Raw genomic sequence first — 22033 nt, 5'->3', positions numbered from 1 at the left:
TCTAGCGTTCGAGGATCGCCACCGCCGACAGGCCGGGCGCTCCATAGACATGAGAGTAACCGACCTTGGGGTCGTTCGGTACCTGCCGCTCGCCGCCGCGACCGCGCAGTTGCACCGTGTTTTCGTAGACCTGCCGCAGGCCCGAGGCGCCGATCGGCTCGCCGCACGCGAGGCAGCCGCCGTCGGTGTTGACCGGCAGCCTGCCGCCGATCTCGCTCCAGCCTTCGGCCAGCCATTGTTCCTGCTCGCCGTCGGCGCAGAAGCCGTTTTCGGCCATATGCATGATTTCGGCGCCGCTTTCGGTGTCCTGCAATTGCGCGACCGAGACATCCTCGGGACCGATGCCCGCCATTTCGAAGGCGGCCTTGCTGGCGATTTGCGTGGGCTTGCCGCCGCCATGGACGCTGATCGACGGCGCGAACACCTCGAACGAGCCCTCGGGGCGGGTGCGGAAGGCGACGCTGGCGATGCGGACGGCGTCGGCGCCGAGTTCGCGAACCTTCCTGCCGCTGGCGAGCACGAGCGCGACCGCGCCCTCGGCGGGCGAGCAGAACATATATTTGGTCAGCGGATCGTTGACCATCGGTGCGTTCAGGATCGTGTCGAGGTCGACCGGCGACCGGCGCCAGGCATGGTCGCACAGCGTGCCGTTGCGGAAGGCCTTTTCGGCGACGAGGCCCAGCGTCCGCCGGCTGATGCCGTGGAGCGCCATATAGCGCTGGATCTTCAATGCGAAGAATTGCGTCGTCAGCATCATGCCGGTTTCGCCATACCATGAAGGCAGGCCGTAATCCGAGGGCTTGGCGTTGAAGGCGCCGCGCGGATGCTTGTCGAAACCGACCGCGAGCGCGATATCGCACGCGCCCGCGGCGATCGCATTGCGCGCGGCGGTCAGCGCGCTGCCGCCGGTGGCGCAGCCGTTCGCGACGTTGATGAAGGGGACGCCGGTCAGTCCGAGTTCGTTGACCATGATGTCGGCCGACCCCGCCGCCGCCGATCCGCCATAGGCAAATTCGACATCGCGCCATTCGATCCCGGCGTCGCCGAGCGCTTCGCGTACCGCATAGACGCCCTGATCGCGCCCCGAACGGCCGTCGGTGCGGCCGAAGGGGTGGATGCCGGCGCCGATGATATAGACGTCGTCACTCATGGCTGGCGCTCCGGACGGAAGGCATAGGTCGCGCGCGCATCGTCGAAGGGGACGACGGCGAACTCCATCGGCATGCCGATGACGAGGTCGGCCGCGGTGGCGTCGACGATACGCGTCTCGACGATCACTTCGCCGGGCAGTTCGACATAGCCGATGAGGAAGGGCTGGAAGGGCTGCGGGCCGCTGTACGGCTCCTTGGGTTCGAAGCCCTGCGTGGTCCACGACCAGAGCGTGCCCTTGCGCGACAGCGCGACGGGTTCGACCAGCGCGGCGGCGTCGCCGCCCGGAACCGGAAAGACGATTTCCCCGTCGGCGCGGCGCGCGCCGATCAGGCGCGGTTCGGCCTCGTCGGTCCACAGGCCCGGCGCGATGGGCGCGCGCGCGCTCATGCGGCCCTCGCATAGCTGCGCAGGCAATGGTCCCGATCACCGAACAATTTGTCGAGCAGCATCACCCGCTTCAGCGCATGGCCGATCGCGAGCTCGTCGGTCTGTCCCATGCCGCCGTGCATCTGCACCGCTTCGAGCCCGATGCGCGTTGCGGCCTCGCCGACGAAGGCCTTGGCGCCCGCGGCGATCCGCGGCCAGTTCGCATCGTCGGTCGTGGGATCGAGCATCGCGGTGCGCAGCATCATCGAGCGCGCCTGTTCGAGCGCGGCATAGCATTCGACGAGCCGGTGCTGGAGCGCCTGGAAGCTGCCGATCGCGGCGCCGAACTGCTGGCGTTCGCCGACATAGGCGAGCGTGTCGTCGAACATCGTCTGCGCGAGGCCGACCATCTCGGCGGCGGCGAGCATGCGGACGTCGCCGATCACGCGCCGGAATTTGGCCGCGGGCAAATCGAACAGGTCGGCGGGTGTGCGATGCAGGTCGATCGTCGCGGCGTTCGATCCGTCGATCACGGGATAGTCTTGCCGTACGACGCCTTCGGCACCCCGTTCGGCTTTCGCGAGCTTGTTTCCCGCAACCGTCACCAGCAGCGTATCGGCGAGCGGGGCGCCGAGGACGAAGGTCTTCGCGCCGGTGATCCGGTCGCCTTCGGCCTTGGTGCCGACGGCTTCGGTTTCGTACCGGCGACCCGGTTCGGCGAAAGCGACCGCGGCGAACTGCGCGCCGATGGTCAGGTCGGCGACCAGCGCATGATCGCCCGCGGCCGCCGCCAGCCGGATCGGCAGCACGCCATTTTCGAGCCAGGGATCGATCGCGACGCCCTTGCCGAGCGCTTCGGCGGCGAGCGCGAGATCGACCATCGTCCCGCCGATGCCGCCCATGGCTTCGGGTGCGGCGAGCGCGAGAAGGCCGAGATCGGCAATCTCCTGCCAGCGCGCGCGCGCATAGCCGCCGCCGGACTGGCGCATCGCATGCCGCGCCGCGATGTCGACCGGCCCCAGAAAGCGGCCGATCGTGTCGCGCGTGAGCTGCTGGTCTTCGTCGAGGTCGAAATTCATGCGCGGCGCTCGAAGGTGATGGGCAGCGTCGTGAGCCCGCGCAGCAGCATATTCGGCGGCCAGCTCGGGACATGGCCTTCGGCCACGCGGAAGGTCGTCAGGCGCTTGAGCAGTTCGGAATAGGCGACCGCCATTTCCTTGCGGCTCAGCATATTGCCGACGCACATATGGATGCCCTTGCCGAAGGCGAGGTGACTGCGTGCGTTGGCGCGTTCCATATCGAAGCGGTCGGGGTCGGGATATTTGGCGGGATCGCGGTTCGCGGCGGCATAGCGAAGCTGGACCATCGCGCCCTTGGGGATCTTCACGCCGCCGAGCTCGGCGTCCTTCAGCACCATGCGCCACATGCCCGCGGTCGGGCTTTCGATGCGCAGCACTTCCTCGACCAGGTTGATGATCGCGCGCTCATTTCCTTCGTCGGCGGCGGCAACGGCTTTCGCCATCTGGTCGGGGTTCTCGATGAGCTGGAGCAGCCCGCCGGCGAGCGCCGAAGTCGTCGTCTCGTTCCCCGCGACCATCAGCTGCTGCATGATCGACAGGATTTCGGCATCCTCGAGCGGGCGCTCGCCGTCGACCTCGGCATGGACGAGGTCGGAGAGCAGGTCTTCGGTGCGGTGGGCGCGGCGTTCGTCGATCTTGGCCTTCACGAAATGCTGGAATTCGACGACCTCGCGCGCGCATTCGAGCTCGCGTTCCTTGGGGATCATCCGTCCGAGCCGGTCGACGAAGGCATCGGACCAGCGCTTGACCTTGTCCAGATCGTCCTTGGTCATGCCGATCTGGCCGGCGATCATCGCGACGGGCAGCGGGATGCCGAAATCGCGGACGAAATCGGCTTCGCCCTTTTCGGCCATGCGGTCGATCAGCCCGGCGACGACGCCGCGCATATCCTCTTCGATCGCGGCGACGCGCTTCATCGAGAAGGCAAGGTTGACGAGCTTGCGGAAGCGCGTGTGGACCGGCGGGTCGGCGGTCAGCAGGGTGTCGACCTGCGGCCAGCCTTCGGCAAGGATCGCCGAGACGTCGCCATCCTCGGCCATCGCGCCCGACAACGTGCCCTGGAAATTGTTCGAGAAGATATCGACCTCGCCCGTCGCCTGCGAACAGAGATCATAGGAGAGGACGAGAAACATGCCGGGCGACAATTGGACGACGGGGCTCTTCGGCATCCACGTCCGATAATAGTCGAACGGGTCGGCGATGACCTGCGGCTCGAAAAAACTGCTTGCGGCGATGTCGTTCACGCGCCTCTTCCCTCGATCTTCTCTTTATACGCGCAACTATATGCAGCCGCTGCACGCGCGCGATGCACATTTTCGTTAGGCGGCGGCGACATGGGAAAGCGCATTGGCGAGGAAGTGGCGGAGGTTCGGGTCGGCGTAAGCCGTGGGCCCATCGCCGGGCTGGAGGTAGACGAGGCGGCCCGCGCCGACGGGCTTTTCCCACGCGATCAGGTCGCTTTCGGGGCCATGGTCCCAGCCATCATTGCTGAACATGCATCCCGCCACCGCCTGTGCCGCCGAATAGAAATGGTCGCGGACGAAGGCATGATCGGCACGGAGCAGCGGCTTTGCGGCGCCCCAGACCGGCGCCAGATAGAGCTCGTCGCAGAGCGGGAAGCGCGGCGGCAGGCCCGCGGTCACCGGGTGATCGGGGTCGAGCACCACGGCGTCGTACCGGACGTCGTGCCGATAGCCCGAGTCGAGATGGGGTTCGCCGTTGGCTTCGCCGGGATCGTAGAGGAAACGCCCGCCGAGCATCGCCGCCCATTCGGGCCATTCGGCCCAGCCGGCGATCGCATGATGCATCGCGACCGCGCCGCCGCCGCGCGCGAAATAGTCGGTGATCGCGCGGCGGTAGGTGAAGGAGGGCGGCCGGGTCGCGGCCTTGCCGTCCGCGAAACGATAGCCGGGCATATCGTAGAACAGAATCGCATCGGCCTCCGTCGCCGCCCCCTCGGCGACGGCGGTTTCGGCTTCGGGATGGATCAGATGGGTGACCGTCCAGCCGGTGAAGCTGCTGAGCAGCGCCGCGAAGGGTTCGGCATCATAGGGATGACCGCCCGACAGGACGAGGAGGCGGCGCGTCGCCGTCATGCGATCTTGAGGATCATCTTGCCCTGATTGCTCCCCGCGAAGAGGCGCATGAAGGCATCGAAGCTGTTTTCGATCCCTTCGTCGACATGCTCGTCGGCGATCAGTCTGCCCTGTTGCAGCCAGCCCGCCATCGCGGCACCGCCCTCGGCGAAGCGCGCGATATAGTCGGCGACGAGCAGCCCGCGGATCGAGGCGCGGTGGACGATGAGCTGCCAGATGTTGCGCGCGCCGATCTTTTCGACCGAATTATATTCGCTGATCAGCCCGCAAAGCCCGATGCGCGCGCCGTGCCGCAGATTGTTGAGGCCGGCGTCGAGGATGTCGCCGCCGACATTCTCGAAGATGATGTCGACGCCGTCGGGCGCTTCGGCGCGGATCGCATCGGTCAGCGCGGCGAGGTCCTTGCCGCGATAATCGATCGCCGCGTCGAAGCCGTAGCGACCCGTCAGCTTCGCGCATTTCTCGGGTCCGCCCGCGATGCCGATGACCTTGCTGGCGCCCTTGATCTTCGCGATCTGCCCAACCAGCGAGCCGACCGCGCCCGCCGCGCCGGTGACCAGCACGACGTCGCCGGGCTTGGGCTCGCAGACGTCGAGATAGCCGAAGTAAGCGGTCATCCCGACCGCGCCGAGCACCGAGAGATAGTTGGTGACCGACGGCACGAGCGATGCGTCGATCGGCTGGGTGAAGCCGCCGACGGTGCCGACCGAATAATCCTCGATCGCGTTGAGTCCCATCACCCACTGGCCGGGCGCGAAGCCCTCTGCCTTGCTCGCCTCGACGATGCCGACGGTCGACGCGCGCACCGGATCGCCGAGCGGGATCGGCGGCATATAGCTCGGCGCATCGTCCATCCAGCCGCGGATCGCGGGGTCGAGCGACGCATAATGATTGCGGATCAGAAACTCGCCGTCGGCGAGCTCGGGGGTCGCTTCGGTCACGAGCGAAAAGTCCGCCCGCACGGGCTCGCCATCGGGGCGGCGGACGAGCAGGAAGCGGCGGTTGTCGGGCATGGGGTTTCCTTACGCGGGGACGATGGAGACCGGGATTGCGCTCTGCAGCGACTGGCCGGTGATGGGGTCGTAGGCGACGCTCTCGCTGACGAGGCGGTTGGTCGAGGCGCCATGCTCATGGACGCCGTCGGGGCCGATGTCGGGGCCGCCGAAGGCGTGCGCCATCGACACGACGCCGGGGCGCATATTCTCCGCCGCGCGCGCGACCGCGACGACTTCGCCGACCGCCGAGCGGATCCGCACCGTGTCGCCGTCGGCGCAGGGGATCAGCGCAAGATCGTCGGGGTGCAGGAAGGCGGGGTTGGTCGTGCGCTTCGCACGCAGCGCGGGCAGATTCTGTCCGGTCGAGTTGAAGCGGTGGCGGCTGCGGCGCGAGACCATGCGCCATGGAAAGTCGGGCGTGGGCTGGGCGGCGTCGGCATAGGCGATGAGCTGGTCGGGCATCGCGCCCGCGGTCAGGTCGAAGCGTCCCGGCGCGTCGGGATCGCCCGCCTCTACGACCGGATGGAGGTCGGCGTAGATCACCGCCTTGCCGTCGACCGTGTCGCTGCGTACCTTGCTCGGCGCGACCGAGCAGCCCGCGACCATCAGGTCGAGGAAGGTCTCTTTCGTGGGCCGTTCGTCCATCGGGCAGGCGCCGCCCGCGAGCGGCAGGCCGGTGCCGATACGGTGCGCGAGTTCCCAGAGCATCTCCCACTCCTCGAGCAGCCCTTCGGGCGCTTCGATCATCGCCTCGGTATAGCGGGCGTAGGGGATTTCGTACCACCATTCGGAGAGGTTGCTGATGTCCTCGCGCTCGAGGCACATCTTGGGCGCGAGGATATAGTCGGCGCGCTTCGCGGTGGCTGAGTCGGCATTGATGTCGATCGAGACGAGCAGGTCGAGCCCGTCGATCGCGCGCGTCATCTTGTCCTGATCGGGGAAGGCGACCACGGGGTTGCCGCCGATCACGATCAGCGCGCGCACCTGGCCTTCGCCGGGTGTCAGCATCTCGTCGGCAAGGACGTTGCACGGCATTTCCATGCCGAGGTGGGTGAGGCCGCGGATGCGCGAGGCGGGGAAGCCCTCGCCATAGAGCGCCATTGGCGGCGCGACCTGCGCGCGGCGCGGGGTGACGGGGGTGAAGACACGCGGGATCGAGCTTTTCTCGCCCTCGCGGCAGAAGCGCCCGCAGATGATGTTGAGCGACGAGACGAGATATTGGGTGAGCGTGCCGTTGCCCGCCATCTCGGGACCGGTACCGGTCGAGACGACGCCCTTGGTGCCGTTCGCGAACATCCGCGCCGCTGCGACGAGCTGGCTTTCCTCGACCCCGGCGCGCGCCGCGGCGACGTCGGGGGTGAAGGGTGCGACCGCGCGCTGCAGCTCGTCGAGGCCGTCGACATAGCGCTGGACGAAGGCCTTGTCGGTGAGCCCTTCGTTCAGGATGACGTGGATGATCCCGGCAAGCAGCGCGGGGTCTTCGCCCGGCCGGACGGGCAGATGGATATGCGCGAGCGCCGCGACGTCGCTCTGGCGCGGGTCGGCGACGATCAGCTTCAGCCCGCCTTCGAGCGCGTCGCGCAGGCGCCGCGAGGGCGAGAAGGGCGGCAGACCGCCCGGCGGGCCATAGTGCGAGACGATCGGGTTGTTGCCGATGAAGAAGGCAACGTCGGCTTCGGCGAAGCTGTGCATGCCGCCCATCCAGCTGCCGTAGCGCATCGTCGTATAGACTTTCGCGGGCTGGTCGAGCGTCACCGAGGTGTAGATGTTGCGCGTGCCGAGCCCCTGCGCGAAGGACATCGCGCTGCCGACCCCGGCGCTGTTCTGGAAGGCGTAGGTACCGCCATAGATGGCGACCGCGTGCGGGCCATGCTCGGCAATGATCGCCGACAGCTTCGCGCCGATTTCGTCGAGCGCTATGTCCATCGCGATGTCCGCGAACGCGCCATCGACGCGCTTTTGCGACACCGTCAGCCGCTGCGGGCCGTTGTGCGCCTCGGCGAGCTGGCGTCCCTTGATGCAGGTATAGCCGCCGAACACCGGGTCGCTGGCGTCCCCCTGGACCTTGGTGACGCGGCCCTCGTCGATCGTGACGAGCATCGCGCAATTGGCATGGCAGAAGCGGCAGAAACTGCGGCGGACCTCGGGCATCGTCTCTCTCCCTGATGACACCCTACGCCTCGGTGCTTTCCAATCGACTGGCACTTTTGGCGGTGGCTGGCGGCGGGGCGCAGGCGCAGTTTCCCCGGCATAAACAGGGAGAGTATCGATGCCGACATCGCGCCAATGGCTGCTGAACGGACATCCGCGCGGGCGCGGGATCGAGGAGGGCGATTTCCGGCTCGTCGAAACCGGGATCGGCGCGCCCGGCGAGGGCGAACTGCTCTTGAAGACGCTCTATCTCGGCTTCGATCCGGCGCAGAAGGGCTGGATGGAAAATATCGCCGACTATGTCGCACCGATGGCGATCGGCGACGTGATGCGCGGCAGCGGGATCAGCGAAGTGATCGAGAGCAACCATCCGGGGTTCGCGGCGGGCGATCTCGTCATGGGATCGACCGGCTGGACCGAATGGCATGTGTCGAGCGGCGAAGGGTTGGTGAAGATCGACACCGCACTGCCGGCAACGGCGATGCTGTCGGTGCTCGGCACCACGGGCATCACCGCCTATTGCGGGCTGTTCAAGGTCGGGCGCCCGGTCGCGGGCGACACGGTGCTGGTGTCGGGCGCGGCGGGGGCGACGGGATCGGTCGTCGGCCAGCTTGCGAAGATCGCCGGGTGCCGCGCCGTCGGCATCGCGGGGGGTGAGGACAAGTGCCGCTGGCTCGTCGAGGAGGCAGGCTATGACGCCGCAATCGACTACAAGTCCGGCAATGTCCGGGGCCAGATCAAGGAGCATTGCCCCGGCGGCGTCAACGTCATCTTCGACAATGTCGGCGGTTCGATCCTGAACGACATGCTCGGCGAGATCGCGACCGGCGCGCGGGTCGCGGTGTGCGGCGGGATCAGCCGCTACGAGATGGGCACGCTGCCCGCGGGGCCGCAGAATTATTTCAACCTGATCTTCCGCCGCGGTTCGATGGCGGGGTTCATCGTCCTCGACTGGGCGAGCGAGTTTCCCGAAATCCGCAAGCGGCTGGAGGGCTTCGTCCTCGATGGCCGGCTGAACTACCGCGAAGATGTGCAGCACGGGTTCGAAAATGCGCCCGATACGCTGAAGCGCCTGTTCAGCGGCCAGAACCGCGGCAAGCAACTCTTGAAGCTCTAAAAGGAGGTCGACATGGGCAGGCTGGCCGGCAAGCGCGCCGTCATCATCGGCGCGGCATCGACGGGAAATATGGCGCAGGTGACCGCGCGGCGCTTCGCGGGCGAGGGCGCGACGGTGATGGTCGCGGGGCGCAAGCAGGAACCGCTCGATGCGATCGCGGCCGAGATCGGTGGGCACGCCGCGCTCTGCGACATCACCGACAAGGCGTCGGTCTTCGCGCTCGCCGACGCGGCGAAGGCGAAGATGGGCGGGGTCGATGTCGCGCTGAACGCGAGCGGCTGGGGGCTGCTCAAGCCCTTGCTCGAGGTGACCGAGGAGGAACTCGCGGCTATCGTCGCGCTGCAATTCACCGGGGTGCATCATTTCCTCCAGGCGTTCGTCGGTGCGATGCTGGCGAACGATCCGACCGGCGGGTCGATCATCCAGATTTCGTCGGCGACGACGCGCGCGCCGATCGGCAATCACGCCGCCTATATCGGCACCAAGACCGGGTCGGAGGCGCTGATCCGCTGCGTCGCCAATGATTTCGGCGCGGCGGGCATCCGCGCGAACATCGTGTCGCCGGCGTTCACCGAATCGCCGATGACCGAGGGGGCGTTCGCGACGCCGGGGCTCGTCGATGCCTTCCTGCCGCGCTATCCGCTCGGGCGGCTCAACACGGCGCTGGATGTCGCCAACGCGTGCCTGTGGCTGGCGAGCGACGAGGCGTTCGTGACCGGCGAGAATTTGCAGCCCAATGGCGGGCTGGCGCTGCGGGGGAATCCGCAGGAGCATGATATTGCTGCGGCGGTGGGCGCGGCGATGGCGAAATTGCAGAGCAACGCCTCGTAACCCAACCTCGTTCGCCCTGAGCTTGTCGAAGGGCCGTTCTTTCCTTTCAACGTCGAAGAGAAGAACGGTGCTTCGACAAGCTCAGCACGAACGGTAGAGAGGGTCGCGCGTCAGCCGATCTGCCGCTCGCGTCCTTCCCAATAGGGCGCGCGGAGCTCGCGGCGCAGGATCTTGCCCGACGGGTTGCGCGGCAGCGCGGGGATGAAGTCGACCGACTTCGGGCATTTATAGCCGGCGATGCGTTCGCGCGCCCAGCCGATGATCTCGCTCGCCTCGGCGCTCTGGCCTTCGCGCAGCACGACGCACGCCTTGACGGCCTCGCCCCATTTCGCGTCGGGCACGCCGACCACCGCGACATCGGCGACGGCGGGGTGGCCATAGATCGCATTCTCGACCTCGGCCGGATAGACATTCTCGCCGCCCGAGATGATCATATCCTTCACCCGGTCGTGGAGGTAGAAATAGCCGTCCTCGTCGGTGTAGCCGGCGTCGCCGGTGCGCAGCCAGCCGCCCGCGTCGATCGTCTCGGCGGTCGCCTCGGGCCGTCCCCAATATTCGCGCATATTCGCCTGCGCGCGGATCGCGATCTCGCCGATCGCGCGCGGGGGCAGGGCGTTGCCGCTGCCGTCGATCACGCGCATCTCGACCCCGCGCAAGGGCTTGCCGACCGAACGCATTCGCTCGTTGCCGGCGGGGTCGTGATCTTCGGGCGGCAGCGCCGCGATGGTGCCCGAGGTCTCGGTCATCCCGTACATCTGGACGAAGCCGCACTGGAAGATGTCGATGCACTGGCGCAGCAGGTCGAGCGGGATCGGCGAGGCGCCATAGGCGATGTGGCGCAGCCGCGAGAAATCGACCTCGCGCGCCCGCGGCTGACCCACGATGATCTGCATCGCCGCCGGGACCATGAAGATTTTCGAGATGCCATGGGCCTCGATCAGGTCGAGCACGCCGCCGGGGTCGAACTCGCGCGTGATCACGCCGGTCGCGCCATTGGTCATCACGGTGATGCCGTATCCGGTGCCGCCGATGTGGAAGCAGGGCATGGCCACCAGCCCGACATCATCCTCGTCCCAGCGTTCCCAGTCGGCCTGCAGCGCGGGGTCGCGATCGAGCTTCGAGCGCAGCACCGAGCCGTTGGTGAGCACCGCGCCCTTGGGCTTGCCGGTGGTGCCCGAGGTGTACATCTGGATCACCGCGTCACCCTCGCCGCGTGCGATGGCGGGATCGGTGGCGGGGAAGCTGTCGCGCCAGGCGCTATAATCGCCCTCGCTCGCGATCACATGCTCGACGCCCGGAAAGGCGGCGCGGTTGGCTGCGACGAGATCGACGAATTCGGGGCCGACGCACAAAATGCGCGCGCCGCAATTGTCGATGATCCACGCGATTTCGGGCACCGCGAGCCGCCAGTTGACCGGGGTCATCACGCCGCCGGCCTTGGCGGTCGCCATCACCAGTTCGAAATAGAGGTCGCTGTTCTTGCCGAGATAGGCGACGCGGTCGTCGGGTTTGAGGCCGAGTGCGATCAGCCCGTTCGCGGCGCGATTGCTGTTCGCGTCGAAGTCTGCGTAGCGCGTCGTGCGGCCCTCGAAATGAAAGAGGATCTTGTCGGGGCGCTCTTTCGCGTTGCGGCGCGCAACGTCCGCCACGCGTTCAAATGCTGCGACCTTCACGGACCTTCTCTCCCTATGCTGCGCCGAGCGCCTGCCGATAGAGCATGGAGTCCGCCGCATAGAAATTGCAATGGAAACCCGACGGGACGCGGAACGGGACATGCACGCGCGCGACCGGGCCCGCCGCGATGTCGAGCGCGTCGAAGATCGCGAGCTCGCTCGTCGCGGCGCCCGCGCGGTGGACGAGCGTCATGGCATAGCCGTCGCCTTCGCCCGCGGCGCCCATCTTCGGCGCGAAGATCAGTTCGCCGCACGCGGCGCCGTTGCCGAAGTGGTAAACATCCTCCTTGCCGCTGATCGTGTCGAAGCGCAGCACGCCGTCCATGCCCTCTGCACGGCCGTCGCGGCTGCTCAAGTTGATGTTGGCGAAGCCGTGGCGCGAGGCGCGCGTCATGAAGCGGTCGTCGGGGCGCGGGAACTGGATGTCGCGATCGTTGAGCGTCTCTTCCCTGATCCACGTCCCGTTGCCGCCCACGCCGGGGTCGATCGTCCAGCGGCGCAGGCTCTGCTGCGTGTCGCCATGCGTCTTTTTCACCCCCGTCTCGTCGGGGAAGAGCGCGGTGCCGTTGGCGGCGGCGACGTCGGCGACGATCTTGCCATCCTGCTCCCACACATTGAGTTCGTGGAACATGTGGCGCGGCTCATAATCGAACCAGCGGACATCGCTCGCCGATCCCTCGCGCGGCATCACCCCGAATTTGGTCGGACGGCCGTTGACCCAGGCGGTCATCGGGCCGCCCTTCATGAAGCGGCCGAGGTCGGCATCGATCGGGATCACCGGGAAGACGACCCAGTTTTCGGTGACGAAGAAAGTGTGCATCAGCGCGTTGTGCGGCATGTCGACGATCTCGGCCTTGCGCACGCTGCCGTCGGCGGCGATCACGTCGTAGCGCAATTGCGGCGCGCCCATCGGGCCGTTGATCGCCATACCGATGTTGATGAGCTCGCCCGTAACATGGTCGATCTTGGGGTGCGCCGAGAAGGTCGTGGTGATCGTCCCGCCATAATGTTCCTCGCCCAAAGTCTCGAGCGTGCGCGGGTCGAGGGTGACCGCCGGCGCCCCCTCCATCAGCGCGAGCAATTTCCCGCCATGGACGATGATATTGGTGTTCGCGGTGTTGTAGCGCTTGCCCTGCACCGACGGGTCGGCGGTCATCGGGTTGCCGAACAGCCCGAACAGGCGCTTGCCCGCCGCCTTCTCCAGCTCGAACTTTTCGGTCCGCACCCAGCGGTTGAGCATCGACGCACGGCCGCCCGCGATATGAAAGGCATAGACCATGCCGTCGCCGTCGAACCAGTGATACTCGCCCTCGCGCGTCGGATAGAGCGGTTCGGGGCCGTTGCGATAGAAGACCCCGACGAGGTCGGCGGGGATCTCGCCCTCGACGATCAGGTCGGGCGCGGTGCCCTCGAAGCGCACCGGCTGGTGATGGCCCGACAGAAAGGGGTGGTCGAAAAAGGCCTGCGTCATTCTGGTCGCTCCGCTCGTCGATCATCTATCAAACAAGGGGCGGTGCCAGGCGCCGCCCCTTGTTCTCCGGGCCCCCTTTTCGGTCCCGCCGTGCCCGTGGCGGGACCCTCCCGGCGTTCAGAAACGGAAGCCGAGTTCGACACCATAGGTTCGCGGCTCGATCGCGCCGGAGAAGGTGAAGAGGCCGGCGACCGGCAAGGTGCTGCCGATGTCCCGCACATTGGTCAGGTTGCGGCCGAAAACGGCCACGCTGACTTCGCCGCTACCCGTGAGGAAGGTGTAGGACACTTGCCCCGACAGATTTTCGCGATCCTTGGTGAAGCAGCGGAAATCATTGGTGATGGCACCGAGCACGATCGGCCGGTTGGCCGTGATGCAGGTGGCGGTCTTGCTCTGGAAACGGAGCAGCACATTGGCGTCGAAGCGGCCCGAGCCGATTTCCTTCGAATAATTGACCCCGGTCGAAATCTGATACTTCGGCGCGCGGCGCAACGTGAGCGTCGACACGTCGTCCCCGATATTGTCGCCGTTGAGATCTTTCAGGAAGGTACCATATTCGGCATCGATATAGCTCGCCGACGCGGTGAAGTTCAGCGCGTCCGAAGGCTGGATCACCAGCTCCAGTTCGGCGCCCGAGATCGTGGCCGATGCCGCGTTTCCGACCACCGTTTCCTGCGGCTGGGCCGAACCCGGCGGCGAAGGCTGGACGACCTCTTCCTGCTTGTTGTCATATTTGGTGTGGAACAGGGCGATGTTCGTGCGCAAGGTGCGATCCAGCCAGTCGGCTTTCAAACCGACCTCGAACGCATCGACGGTTTCCGGGAAATAGGGGCCAAGCGATGTCGGCGAAGCCGCGCGTCCGTTGAAGCCGCCCGACCGGAAACCGGTCGAATAGGATCCATAGACGATCTTGTTATCGCCGATTTCATAGGTGGCGTTGGCGCGCCAGGTGAATTTTCCGAACGACGCCTCGCCCGAACAATTGTTCGCCGGGCCGAAGGTCGGAAGCCCGGCCAGCGGCCCCGGCCCGAAAACCCCCGTCACGCGAACGCACGACCGTCCGTCGAATGCCGGCTGGCTCAATTCGACGAGCCCGACGACCTGTCCATAATTGTTGAAGGCTTCCTTTTTGTCGCGGGTATAGCGGCCGCCGACCGAGAATTTGAACTTGTCGCCCAGCTTGAACTGCGCATCGGCAAACCCGGCATAGGATGTCGCCTTGTTGTCGGTGTAGGCGCGCAGCGTCGCCCCCGTGGGGCTCTGCGAGGGCACGGGTCCCAACCGCGTGAATTGGTCGAGCTGGTAATTGCTGTTATAATAATATCCGCCGATCAGCAGGTTGACGGCATCGCTCAGTTCGGCGACGACGCGCAGTTCCTGGCTGAACTGTTCGAATTGCTGGATACGCCGGGTGGCGAAGAAGTCCGCCGAACTGCCATCGAAATCCTGCGCCACATTCTCGTCGTTGGTGCGATAGCCGGTGACCGAGTAGAGCGTCAGATTGTCGCCCAGCGACCAGGTGATGTTGCCGGTCAGCGCGTCGGTGTCGTTGGAGACGTCATGCGGCGCCAATTGATAGGTTGCATTCATGCCGCGATCGGGAAGGCTGAACCGGTTGCATTCGGCGACAGGCGAAAATCCGGGAACGCCTGCGGCCAGGCAGATCAGGTCGAGGCTCGTCGATGTCGGGATCGAAACCGTCTCGCCGCGTTCACGGCTGTGTTCGTAAGTGATCTCGGCCGAAAAGGCGCTGCTCGGCTCGATCAGGGCGGTCACCCCGCCGCTCAACGTTTCATATTTGCCGTCGCGACCGCCGGTGCTGATGTTGCGGATAAAGCCGTCGGTCTTGTCGTAATAGCCGAACGCCTTGATCGCGATGAAGTCGGCGAGCTTGCCGCTGTTCACGACGAGGCGCGCGCTTTTGGTATCGAATCGTGCGTAGGAAAACCGCCCTTTCGCGCCGAAGTCGTCGGTCGGCTTGCTGCGCTTCACCTCGATCACGCCGCCGATCGTGTTGCGGCCGAACAGCGTCCCCTGCGGACCGCGAAGAACCTGCAGGCTTTCGAGGTCGAAGCTGTCGAGCAGCTGGCCGGTGTTGGTGCCGATGAAGACGCCGTCGACGACGACGCCGACGGTGGGGTCGAAACTTTTCTCGATGTCTTCGAACGAAATGCCGCGGATGGAGATCGCGGCGGCGCTCGGACCCGCCGAAACGCTGTCGATGACCAGGCTGGGAACGCGCCCCGCGACGTCGCGAATGTCCTGGACCATGCCGGTGTCCAGCGCCTCGGCGTCCAGCGCGGTAATCGCCACCGGAACCGACTGCGCGCTTTCCGCGCGCTTCTGCGCGGTGACGACGATTTCGCGGATCGCGCCGCTGCTTTCTTCCTCGACCGGCGCCGCCTGCGCGAAAGCCGGAGTGGCGATGGCCAGCGCAATCAGCGACACAGTGGTATGGACGGCAGGCAGCATTCGGGCATGCGTGGTCATCGTCGTTCCTCCCTCTCGCGCCGACGCATAGCTTCGCCGGTCACGTTGGGGGGAAGGTCTGCTCAATGATGATTTTGAACAATCATCAAAAATATCAGGCATGCCGTAGCGGCGGAAAAGCGGCTGAATCCGCGGGATTCTATTGACGCTGGGTCGCGCCGCCGTCGACGAACAGGCCGTGGCCGGACATGAAACGCGCATCGTCGGAGGCGAGGAAGGCGGCGACGTCGGCGATGTCCTCGGGCCGGCCGAGACGCCCGAGCGCGGCCTTGTCGATCCACCTCTGCTTGAACTCGGGCATCGCCGAAAAGGCGGGGGCGGTCATCGGCGTGTCGATCGCACCGGGCTGGATGCAATTGACCGTGATGCCATAGGCGCCGACCTCCGCCGCGACCGATTTGGCCATGCCGAGCACCGCATGTTTCGACGCGCCATAGGCCGCCATGCCGGCCTCGCCGAAGCTCGACATCACCGATCCGATCAGGATGATCCGGCCGTGCGGCGAGCTTTTGAGCAACGGCAGCGCGTCGCGCATCAGCCGGAAGACCGCGGTGACGTTGACCGCCATCATCCGGTCGAAAAATTCGTCGTCATGCCCATCGAGCATCTGCATGCCGGTGATGCCCGCGCAGGCCACCACGATGTCGAGCCGGCCCAGCCGGCGCGCGGCCTCGTCGACCAGCGTCGCGTTGATGCCCGCTTCGGTCACGTCGGCGACGATATCGACGTCGCCCGCGCGGTCGGTGGTCAGCACGCGCGCGCCGTCGGCGGCCAGCCGCCGCGCCGTCGCAAGCCCGATCCCCGATCCCGCCCCGGTGACGAGCGCGGCGCGGCCGTCGAGGCGCCCCGCCATCAGAGCGAGCTGCCGCCGTCGACGCGAAACTCCGCGCCGGTCGCGAATGAGGACTCGTCCGATGCGAGATAGAGGACGATCGACGAAACCTCCTCGGGCTTACCGAGCCTGCCAACGGGGTGCGTGGCGACGAAGCCGGCGTAGAGCGCTTCGGGGTCGTCGACCTGCGCCATCACCTTGTCGATCATCGCGGTGTGGATCGCACCCGGATGCACCGAATTGCAGCGGATGCCATAGCCTTTGGCAGCGTAATGGAGCGCGACCGACTTGGTGAGGTGGGTGACCGCCGCCTTGGCCGCATTATAGCCGGCGAGATCGGCTTGCGCCCGCACGCCGCACATCGACGACATGTTGATTACCGAACCGCCATGCTCCTTCATCTTCGGGATGATATGCTTGCAGCCGAGGAACACCCCGTCGACGTCGATCGCGAATTCGTGGCGAAAGGCCGCGAGCGTCAGGTCCTCGATCGAACCCATGGTGGTGATCCCGGCATTGTTGACGAGGACGTCGATCCGCTCGCAGCTGCCGAGCGCCGCGAGCCAGTCGGCTTCCTGCGACACGTCGAGCTTGACGAAACGCTGGCCGAGTTCGGCGGCGAGCGCCTCGCCCGCGGCGACATCGATGTCGGCGATGACGACACTCGCCCCCTCGGCGACGAAGCGGCGGACGATGTCGAGCCCGAGCCCCGACGCGCCGCCGGTCACGAACGCGATCTTGCCCGCGATGCGGCCTTGCCCTGCCATCCTGTCCTCCCTCTTCTGTCCCGGCACTATCATGCTGCGAACGGGGCGAGGGGACTATTTATTGCGCTAGGTGCGGCGGGCGGCCGGTCGGTTCCACATCGTGGCCGGGACAGGAGAGCGCCATGGCCGGGAGCTGGGACTATATCGTCGTCGGGGCGGGATCGGCGGGATGCGTCGTCGCCGAGCAGCTGAGCGCCGACCCGCAGATCCGCGTGCTGCTGCTCGAAGCGGGCGGCGACAACGCCAGCCGCTGGGTCGCGATCCCCAAGGGGGTCGCCAAGCTCGTCACCAATCCCGACCATATCTGGGCCTATGGCGTGTCGCAGCCGCGCGGCGACGGCGGCGCGCCGGGCGAGGTGTGGATCCGCGGCAAGGGGCTCGGCGGGTCGTCGGCGGTCAACGGCATGATCTGGAGCCGCGGCGAGCCCGCCGATTACGACGAATGGGAAAAGCGCGGCGGCACCGGCTGGAACGGTGATGCCATGACCGAGGCGTTCCGCAGCCTCGAGGACCATGGCCTCGGCGCCAGCGCGATGCGCGGCGCGGGCGGGCCGGTCGGCGTCGCGCCCAAGATTCACAGCTATCCGCTGGCCGAGACGATGGTGCAGGCGGGGGTCGAGATGGGGCTGAAGCCCGTCGACGACCTCAACGGCACGACGCTCGACCGCGTCGGCTTCTATGCGCACAATGTCCGCCGCGGCCGGCGCGAGAGCGCGGCGACGACCTTCCTCGCGCGGGCGAAAAGGCGCCCGAACCTGCATGTCGTGACGCATGCGATGGCCGAGCGGCTCGTCGTCGAGAACGGCCGCGTCACCGGGGTCGCGGCGAAGGTCGCGGGCCAGCCGCGGCGCTTCGACTGCCACGGCGAGGTGGTCGTGTCGGGCGGGACGCTGGAGAGCCCGCTGCTGCTCCAGCGATCGGGCATCGGCCCCGCCGATAGGCTGCGCGCCGCGGGAGTCGCACCGCTGATCGACGCGCCCGACGTCGGCGGGCGGCTGCGCGAGCATCTGGGCTTTTCGATGCCGCACCGCCTGTCGCGCGATGTTGGCAGCAATCGCAGCTTCTTCGGCATCGGCCTCATGCGCGCGATGGCGCAATATATGCTGACGCGCGGCGGGATCATGGCGACCGGGCCGTTCGAGGTCGGCGCCTTCCTCAACCTGACGAGCCGCGACCTGCGGCCCGACCTCCAGCTTTACCTTGGCGGCTACACCTTCGCGCTCGGCGACGACAAGCATCCGGTGCCGCTGAACAGCATCGACCGCAAGCCGGGGATGACCATCTACGGCCAGCTCCTGCGCCTGACGAGCGAGGGAAGCATCGCGATCACCGGCCCCGGCAGCGATGCAGCCGCCGACATCAAGCCCAACTGGCTCTCGACGCGCGAGGACGAGCGCAGCGCGATCGCCGCCGTGCACGCGATGCGCCGCTATATGGCGCAGCCGGCGCTGGTCGGGCTGGTCGAACGCGAACTTTTGCCCGGCGCGGCGGTCCAGAGCGACGCCGAAATCCTCGCCGCCTTCCGCCGCCTCGCGACGTGCGGGCTGCACGGCGTGGGGACGTGCCGGATGGGCAGCGACAATCGCGCGGTCACCGACGCGCGGCTCCGCGTCAACGGCGTCGGCGGGCTGCGGGTCGTCGATTGTTCGGTCATGCCCGCGCCGGTCACCGGCAACACCAATGCGCCGGCGATGGCGCTGGCGCTGCGTGCGGCGGGGCTGATCCGCGAGGACCGGCGCAAGCTGCGCGCGGTTGCCTAGGCGGCCTCGCGCTCCTTCAGCCAGCCGATTCCCCGGCGCAGCAGGTCGTAGAAGACCGGCAGATCCCAGGCGCAGCGGTCGACCGTCGGCCACCAGTCCATCATCGGCTGCAGGTCGTAATGCCCCCGGCAATGGCCGAGCGTGAGGTACAGCACCGCGCCGGCGCCATGCTGCTTGATATAGAAGACGGGGTAGGTACCGGGCGCATCCGCGGCCTCGACGAAGCCGGTGCCGGGACCACTGCACTCGGTGTCCATCAGCACGTGCAGGTCGCCGTGCGTTTCGAGGTGATAGAGCTCGTCGGTCGTCTCGAACGGCTCGATGCCCTTGGTAAGCTGGTGATCGGGATCGACGACACGGACGGTATAGGGCTCGATCGCGGGGTGGCTGATGAACTGCGACCCCAGCAAGTCCATCATCAGCGGCGCCCAGCGCGGCGCGTCCCACAGCCCGGTGTCGAGCAGTCGGAGGATCGAATTGGTGCCGTGCAGCGCATACCAGCGCCCGCCCTTCGCGAGCCAGCGTTTGAGCGCCTCCTGCGCGGGCAGCGACGGGGTGACGTCGCAGGTATAGGTGATCAGGATATCGGCGGCCTCGATCGCGTCGATATGGTCGTAATTCTCGAACACCCGCGTCCGCACGCGCTGATCCTCGGCGAGCAGCTTGAGCAGCTCGAGCCGTGCGAAATCCATGTCGTGCCAGACGCCGCCGCAGATCAGCACGCAGTCGATACGGGGCGGATGTTCGCTGTCGCTCATCGCCAATCCTCTCCTCCTGTTATGGGCGCATCATGCGGGCGGAGTAAGTGCGCGTCACCTTGCTGTATTGATAGGTTCCCGAAGACCATGAAACTGGCAAGAGGGGCGGCGAGAGGAGAGGCGCGATGCAGCAGAGGCTGGGCGGCAAGGTTGCGCTGGTCACCGGCGGGACCAGCGGGATCGGCGCTGCGGCGGTCGCGCGATTGACGCGCGAAGGCGCGAAAGTGGTCTTCACCGGTTCCAACGCCGATGCCGCCGCGACCGTCGAGGGTGACACCGGCGCGGTCTTTCGCGCCCACCGCGTCGAGGATGCCGCGGCATGGCCCGCATTGATGGCGGAGATCGAGGCCGAATATGGCCGGCTCGACATCGCCTTCGCCAATGCCGGGACCGAAGCGGGCGACGCGAGCGTCGAGGATATCGGGATCGATGCCTGGAACCATATCGTCGGGGTCAACCAGACCGGCGCGATGCTCACCGTCCAGCACGCGATCCGCGCGATGGCGAAGAATCCGGGAGGGGCCGCGGGGTCGGTGATCGTCAATTCGTCGATGAACGCGCATCGCGCGATGGGCAATTATGCGGCCTATTCGGTGACCAAGGCGGCGGTGGTCGCGCTGGTCAAATCGGCGGCGATCCACTGCGCGGGCAAGGGGTATAAGATCCGCGTCAATGCGGTGCTGCCCGGCGTGGTCGAGACCGACATGATCCGCGGCGTCATCGAACGCGCGCCCGATCCCGCCGCGGCGCGTGCGGCGTTCGAGGGGATGGCGCCGATGCGGCGCATGGCGCAGCTCGATGAGGTCGCCGCCCTCGTCGCCTTTCTCGCCTCGGACGAGGCTGGCTTTATCTCCGGCGCCGACTATGTGATCGATGGCGCGACCACCGCAGGCATGATGGGGGTCTAGGGTCGCGCGAAGAGCCCGCGATGCTCGCGCGGCTCGCTGCGCTCATATTGCGGCGGCGCCTTGATCGTCGCGCCGAGCGCCGCCGCGGCGTGCCAGGGCCAGCGCGGATCGTAGAGCGCGGCGCGGGCGATCGCGATCGCATCGGCATCGCCCTTTTCGATAATCGCCTCGGCCTGTTCGGGATCGGTGATCAAGCCGACCGCGATGACGGGCATCGTGACCGCCGTCTTGACCGCGCGCGCCAGCGGCACCTGATAGCCCGGCGCCAGCGTAATCGCCTGCGCCGGGTGCAGCCCGCCGCTCGACACGTTGATCGCGGCGCAGCCGCGCGCTTCGAGCGCGCGCGCGAATTCGACCGTCTGCTCGATTGTCCAGCCGCCCTCGACCCAGTCGGTGCCCGACACGCGCACGGTGACCGGGCCGGGAAAGGCGCTCCGCACCGCGTCGAAGACTTCGAGCGGAAAACGCATGCGGTTTTCGAGGCTGCCGCCATAGGCATCCTCGCGCCGGTTCGACAGCGGCGACAGAAACTGGTGCAGCAGATAGCCATGCGCGGCGTGCAGCTGGACCGCATCGATCCCGAGCCGCGCGGCGCGCATTGCGGCATCGGCGAAGGCCGTGCGGATCCCGTCCAGCCCGCCGCGCTCCAGCGCGAGGGGCGCTGCGTCCGTGTCGAGAAAGGGCAGCGCGGACGGTGCGACGGTCTGCCACCCATCGGGCGCGTTCGCAGCGATCTGTCCGCCACCATCCCATGGCCGGGCCGTGCTTGCCTTGCGTCCGGCATGCGCGAGTTGGATCGCCACCGGGACGTCCGACCACTGCCGTACGGCAGCCAGGACGCGCGCAATCGCGGCTTCGGTGGCGTCGTCGTAGAGGCCGACGTCGGCATAGGTGATGCGCCCCTCGGGCAACACGGCTGCCGCCTCGATAGTCAGGACCCCCGCACCCGAGATCGCGAGCTGGCCGAGGTGCATCAGATGCCAGTCGGTCATCATCCCGTCTTCGGCCGAATATTGGCACATCGGCGCGATGACGATGCGGTTGGGCAGCGACAATCCACCGATCGCGATGGGCTCGAACAATTTGGCCACCACCTTCTCCCGCCATGCCTGGAAATTTCAATCGCCTTATCGGTTCTCCCGAGCCAGGGCGAGGAGCGCCTCATAGGCTGAGGAGCGGTCGTCGCGCTATTCGCAAAACTGACAGACCACGGCTGCCGGTTTGCCGGCGGCGTCGAATGTCCGCATCCAAAGTAGACCGACGCCGTCGCGAGTAACGGGTCGTCGAGCAGCGGCGCTTTCAGGCCGGCTTCATAGTTCGTGCCTTCGAGCGGATCGATCAGGCGGTTGTTGCGGTCGCGCAGATCGCCCTGCGGCTTGACGATATTGGTGTAGCTTCAGCCCGCCGAGCGCCAAGATTGTCGGTCTCGACGTGCACGAGGCGCTTGAGCAATATTTCGCAAGCACCCCTGGCGATCGGCCGCCGGCCAGCAGGCATTGCGAGGAGCAGTCCTTGGCGATCGAGTCGCGATTCGCCACGACGTCCCAACTGCTCGAGCCATTTTCCTCCATGGATATTCCGGAGCGT

18 protein-coding genes are annotated in these 22033 nt (G+C 66.8%); 4 read left to right on the top strand and 14 right to left on the bottom strand.

Annotated features, from left to right (window positions below):
- Position 1: 1 nt before the first annotated feature.
- From ATE62_RS04540 to ATE62_RS04510, 7 genes are all read right to left on the bottom strand, one after another.
- Positions 2-1150, bottom strand: coding sequence for a thiolase family protein (locus ATE62_RS04540; RefSeq protein WP_058807100.1), 1149 nt, complete (start codon positions 1148-1150; stop codon positions 2-4).
- Positions 1147-1539: a Zn-ribbon domain-containing OB-fold protein gene (locus tag ATE62_RS04535; RefSeq protein ID WP_058807101.1), complete on the bottom strand. Its 393-nt coding sequence runs from the start codon at positions 1537-1539 to the stop codon at positions 1147-1149. Before ATE62_RS04535 ends, ATE62_RS04540 begins: the two co-directional genes overlap by 4 nt.
- Positions 1536-2597 carry an acyl-CoA dehydrogenase family protein gene (locus ATE62_RS04530; protein ID WP_058807102.1) on the bottom strand — a complete coding sequence of 354 codons (1062 nt, stop codon included), beginning with the start codon at positions 2595-2597 and terminating at the stop codon, positions 1536-1538. Before ATE62_RS04530 ends, ATE62_RS04535 begins: the two co-directional genes overlap by 4 nt.
- The gene (locus tag ATE62_RS04525; RefSeq protein ID WP_231736105.1) at positions 2594-3841 is read right to left on the bottom strand and encodes a cytochrome P450; all 1248 of its coding nucleotides are present in this window, start codon (positions 3839-3841) and stop codon (positions 2594-2596) included. The genes ATE62_RS04530 and ATE62_RS04525 overlap by 4 nt, the downstream gene beginning before the upstream one ends.
- A gap of 75 nt (positions 3842-3916) precedes the next feature.
- Complete coding sequence (locus ATE62_RS04520) at positions 3917-4693, bottom strand: ThuA domain-containing protein (protein WP_058807103.1); 777 nt, start codon at positions 4691-4693, stop codon at positions 3917-3919.
- Complete coding sequence (locus ATE62_RS04515) at positions 4690-5706, bottom strand: NADP-dependent oxidoreductase (RefSeq protein ID WP_058807104.1); 1017 nt, start codon at positions 5704-5706, stop codon at positions 4690-4692. The genes ATE62_RS04520 and ATE62_RS04515 overlap by 4 nt, the downstream gene beginning before the upstream one ends.
- 9 nt (positions 5707-5715) lie before the next feature.
- Positions 5716-7839 carry a molybdopterin-containing oxidoreductase family protein gene (locus ATE62_RS04510; protein ID WP_058807105.1) on the bottom strand — a complete coding sequence of 708 codons (2124 nt, stop codon included), beginning with the start codon at positions 7837-7839 and terminating at the stop codon, positions 5716-5718.
- A gap of 118 nt (positions 7840-7957) precedes the next feature.
- Here ATE62_RS04510 and ATE62_RS04505 point away from each other — a divergent pair, with 118 nt between their 5' ends.
- On the top strand, positions 7958-8956 hold the full coding sequence (locus tag ATE62_RS04505) for an NADP-dependent oxidoreductase (RefSeq protein ID WP_058807106.1): 999 nt from the start codon (positions 7958-7960) through the stop codon (positions 8954-8956).
- Positions 8957-8968: 12 nt separating this feature from the next.
- Positions 8969-9787: an SDR family NAD(P)-dependent oxidoreductase gene (locus ATE62_RS04500; RefSeq protein WP_058807107.1), complete on the top strand. Its 819-nt coding sequence runs from the start codon at positions 8969-8971 to the stop codon at positions 9785-9787.
- Positions 9788-9897: 110 nt separating this feature from the next.
- Here ATE62_RS04500 and ATE62_RS04495 read toward each other — a convergent pair whose 3' ends face one another.
- The 5 genes from ATE62_RS04495 to ATE62_RS04475 form a co-directional block, all read right to left on the bottom strand.
- On the bottom strand, positions 9898-11460 hold the full coding sequence (locus tag ATE62_RS04495; RefSeq protein WP_058807108.1) for a fatty acid--CoA ligase: 1563 nt from the start codon (positions 11458-11460) through the stop codon (positions 9898-9900).
- Positions 11461-11473: 13 nt separating this feature from the next.
- Positions 11474-12931, bottom strand: a complete 1458-nt coding sequence (locus ATE62_RS04490) for a carotenoid oxygenase family protein (RefSeq protein ID WP_058807109.1) — start codon at positions 12929-12931, stop codon at positions 11474-11476.
- Positions 12932-13048: 117 nt separating this feature from the next.
- The gene (locus ATE62_RS04485; protein ID WP_197411615.1) at positions 13049-15421 is read right to left on the bottom strand and encodes a TonB-dependent receptor; all 2373 of its coding nucleotides are present in this window, start codon (positions 15419-15421) and stop codon (positions 13049-13051) included.
- A gap of 139 nt (positions 15422-15560) precedes the next feature.
- Complete coding sequence (locus ATE62_RS04480) at positions 15561-16274, bottom strand: SDR family NAD(P)-dependent oxidoreductase (protein WP_197411616.1); 714 nt, start codon at positions 16272-16274, stop codon at positions 15561-15563.
- Positions 16274-17020, bottom strand: a complete 747-nt coding sequence (locus ATE62_RS04475; protein ID WP_058807112.1) for a glucose 1-dehydrogenase — start codon at positions 17018-17020, stop codon at positions 16274-16276. Before ATE62_RS04475 ends, ATE62_RS04480 begins: the two co-directional genes overlap by 1 nt.
- A 122-nt stretch (positions 17021-17142) precedes the next feature.
- Here ATE62_RS04475 and ATE62_RS04470 point away from each other — a divergent pair, with 122 nt between their 5' ends.
- Entirely contained in the window at positions 17143-18780 is a 1638-nt protein-coding gene (locus ATE62_RS04470; protein WP_058807113.1) for a GMC family oxidoreductase, read from the top strand.
- On the opposite strand, the gene ATE62_RS04465 is transcribed toward ATE62_RS04470, so the two are convergent.
- Complete coding sequence (locus ATE62_RS04465; RefSeq protein ID WP_058807114.1) at positions 18777-19538, bottom strand: ThuA domain-containing protein; 762 nt, start codon at positions 19536-19538, stop codon at positions 18777-18779. The genes ATE62_RS04470 and ATE62_RS04465 overlap by 4 nt on opposite strands.
- Before the next feature lie 125 nt (positions 19539-19663).
- Here ATE62_RS04465 and ATE62_RS04460 point away from each other — a divergent pair, with 125 nt between their 5' ends.
- Positions 19664-20446: an SDR family NAD(P)-dependent oxidoreductase gene (locus ATE62_RS04460; RefSeq protein WP_058807115.1), complete on the top strand. Its 783-nt coding sequence runs from the start codon at positions 19664-19666 to the stop codon at positions 20444-20446.
- Here the strand turns inward: ATE62_RS04460 and ATE62_RS04455 are convergent.
- Positions 20443-21537 carry an NADH:flavin oxidoreductase/NADH oxidase gene (locus ATE62_RS04455; RefSeq protein WP_058807116.1) on the bottom strand — a complete coding sequence of 365 codons (1095 nt, stop codon included), beginning with the start codon at positions 21535-21537 and terminating at the stop codon, positions 20443-20445. The genes ATE62_RS04460 and ATE62_RS04455 overlap by 4 nt on opposite strands.
- Positions 21538-22033: the final 496 nt, after the last annotated feature.

Origin of the sequence: Sphingopyxis sp. HIX, from assembly GCF_001468285.1 — a bacterium.
Taxonomy (GTDB): Bacteria; Pseudomonadota; Alphaproteobacteria; order Sphingomonadales; family Sphingomonadaceae; genus Sphingopyxis.
The sequence above is the reverse complement of the archived record's forward strand: the minus strand, read 5'-3'. Positions and strand labels throughout refer to the sequence as shown.

Excerpts from the sequence above, each read along its gene's own strand:
- ATE62_RS04540 (WP_058807100.1), bottom strand. The coding sequence starts at position 1,150 with ATGAGTGACGACGTCTATATCATCGGCGCCGGCATCCACCCCTTCGGC.
- ATE62_RS04535 (WP_058807101.1), bottom strand. The coding sequence starts at position 1,539 with ATGAGCGCGCGCGCGCCCATCGCGCCGGGCCTGTGGACCGACGAGGCC.
- ATE62_RS04530 (WP_058807102.1), bottom strand. The coding sequence starts at position 2,597 with ATGAATTTCGACCTCGACGAAGACCAGCAGCTCACGCGCGACACGATC.
- ATE62_RS04520 (WP_058807103.1), bottom strand. The coding sequence starts at position 4,693 with ATGACGGCGACGCGCCGCCTCCTCGTCCTGTCGGGCGGTCATCCCTAT.
- ATE62_RS04515 (WP_058807104.1), bottom strand. The coding sequence starts at position 5,706 with ATGCCCGACAACCGCCGCTTCCTGCTCGTCCGCCGCCCCGATGGCGAG.
- ATE62_RS04510 (WP_058807105.1), bottom strand. The coding sequence starts at position 7,839 with ATGCCCGAGGTCCGCCGCAGTTTCTGCCGCTTCTGCCATGCCAATTGC.
- ATE62_RS04505 (WP_058807106.1), top strand. The coding sequence starts at position 7,958 with ATGCCGACATCGCGCCAATGGCTGCTGAACGGACATCCGCGCGGGCGC.
- ATE62_RS04500 (WP_058807107.1), top strand. The coding sequence starts at position 8,969 with ATGGGCAGGCTGGCCGGCAAGCGCGCCGTCATCATCGGCGCGGCATCG.
- ATE62_RS04490 (WP_058807109.1), bottom strand. The coding sequence starts at position 12,931 with ATGACGCAGGCCTTTTTCGACCACCCCTTTCTGTCGGGCCATCACCAG.
- ATE62_RS04485 (WP_197411615.1), bottom strand. The coding sequence starts at position 15,421 with ATGACCACGCATGCCCGAATGCTGCCTGCCGTCCATACCACTGTGTCG.
- ATE62_RS04480 (WP_197411616.1), bottom strand. The coding sequence starts at position 16,274 with ATGGCGGGGCGCCTCGACGGCCGCGCCGCGCTCGTCACCGGGGCGGGA.
- ATE62_RS04475 (WP_058807112.1), bottom strand. The coding sequence starts at position 17,020 with ATGGCAGGGCAAGGCCGCATCGCGGGCAAGATCGCGTTCGTGACCGGC.
- ATE62_RS04470 (WP_058807113.1), top strand. The coding sequence starts at position 17,143 with ATGGCCGGGAGCTGGGACTATATCGTCGTCGGGGCGGGATCGGCGGGA.
- ATE62_RS04465 (WP_058807114.1), bottom strand. The coding sequence starts at position 19,538 with ATGAGCGACAGCGAACATCCGCCCCGTATCGACTGCGTGCTGATCTGC.
- ATE62_RS04460 (WP_058807115.1), top strand. The coding sequence starts at position 19,664 with ATGCAGCAGAGGCTGGGCGGCAAGGTTGCGCTGGTCACCGGCGGGACC.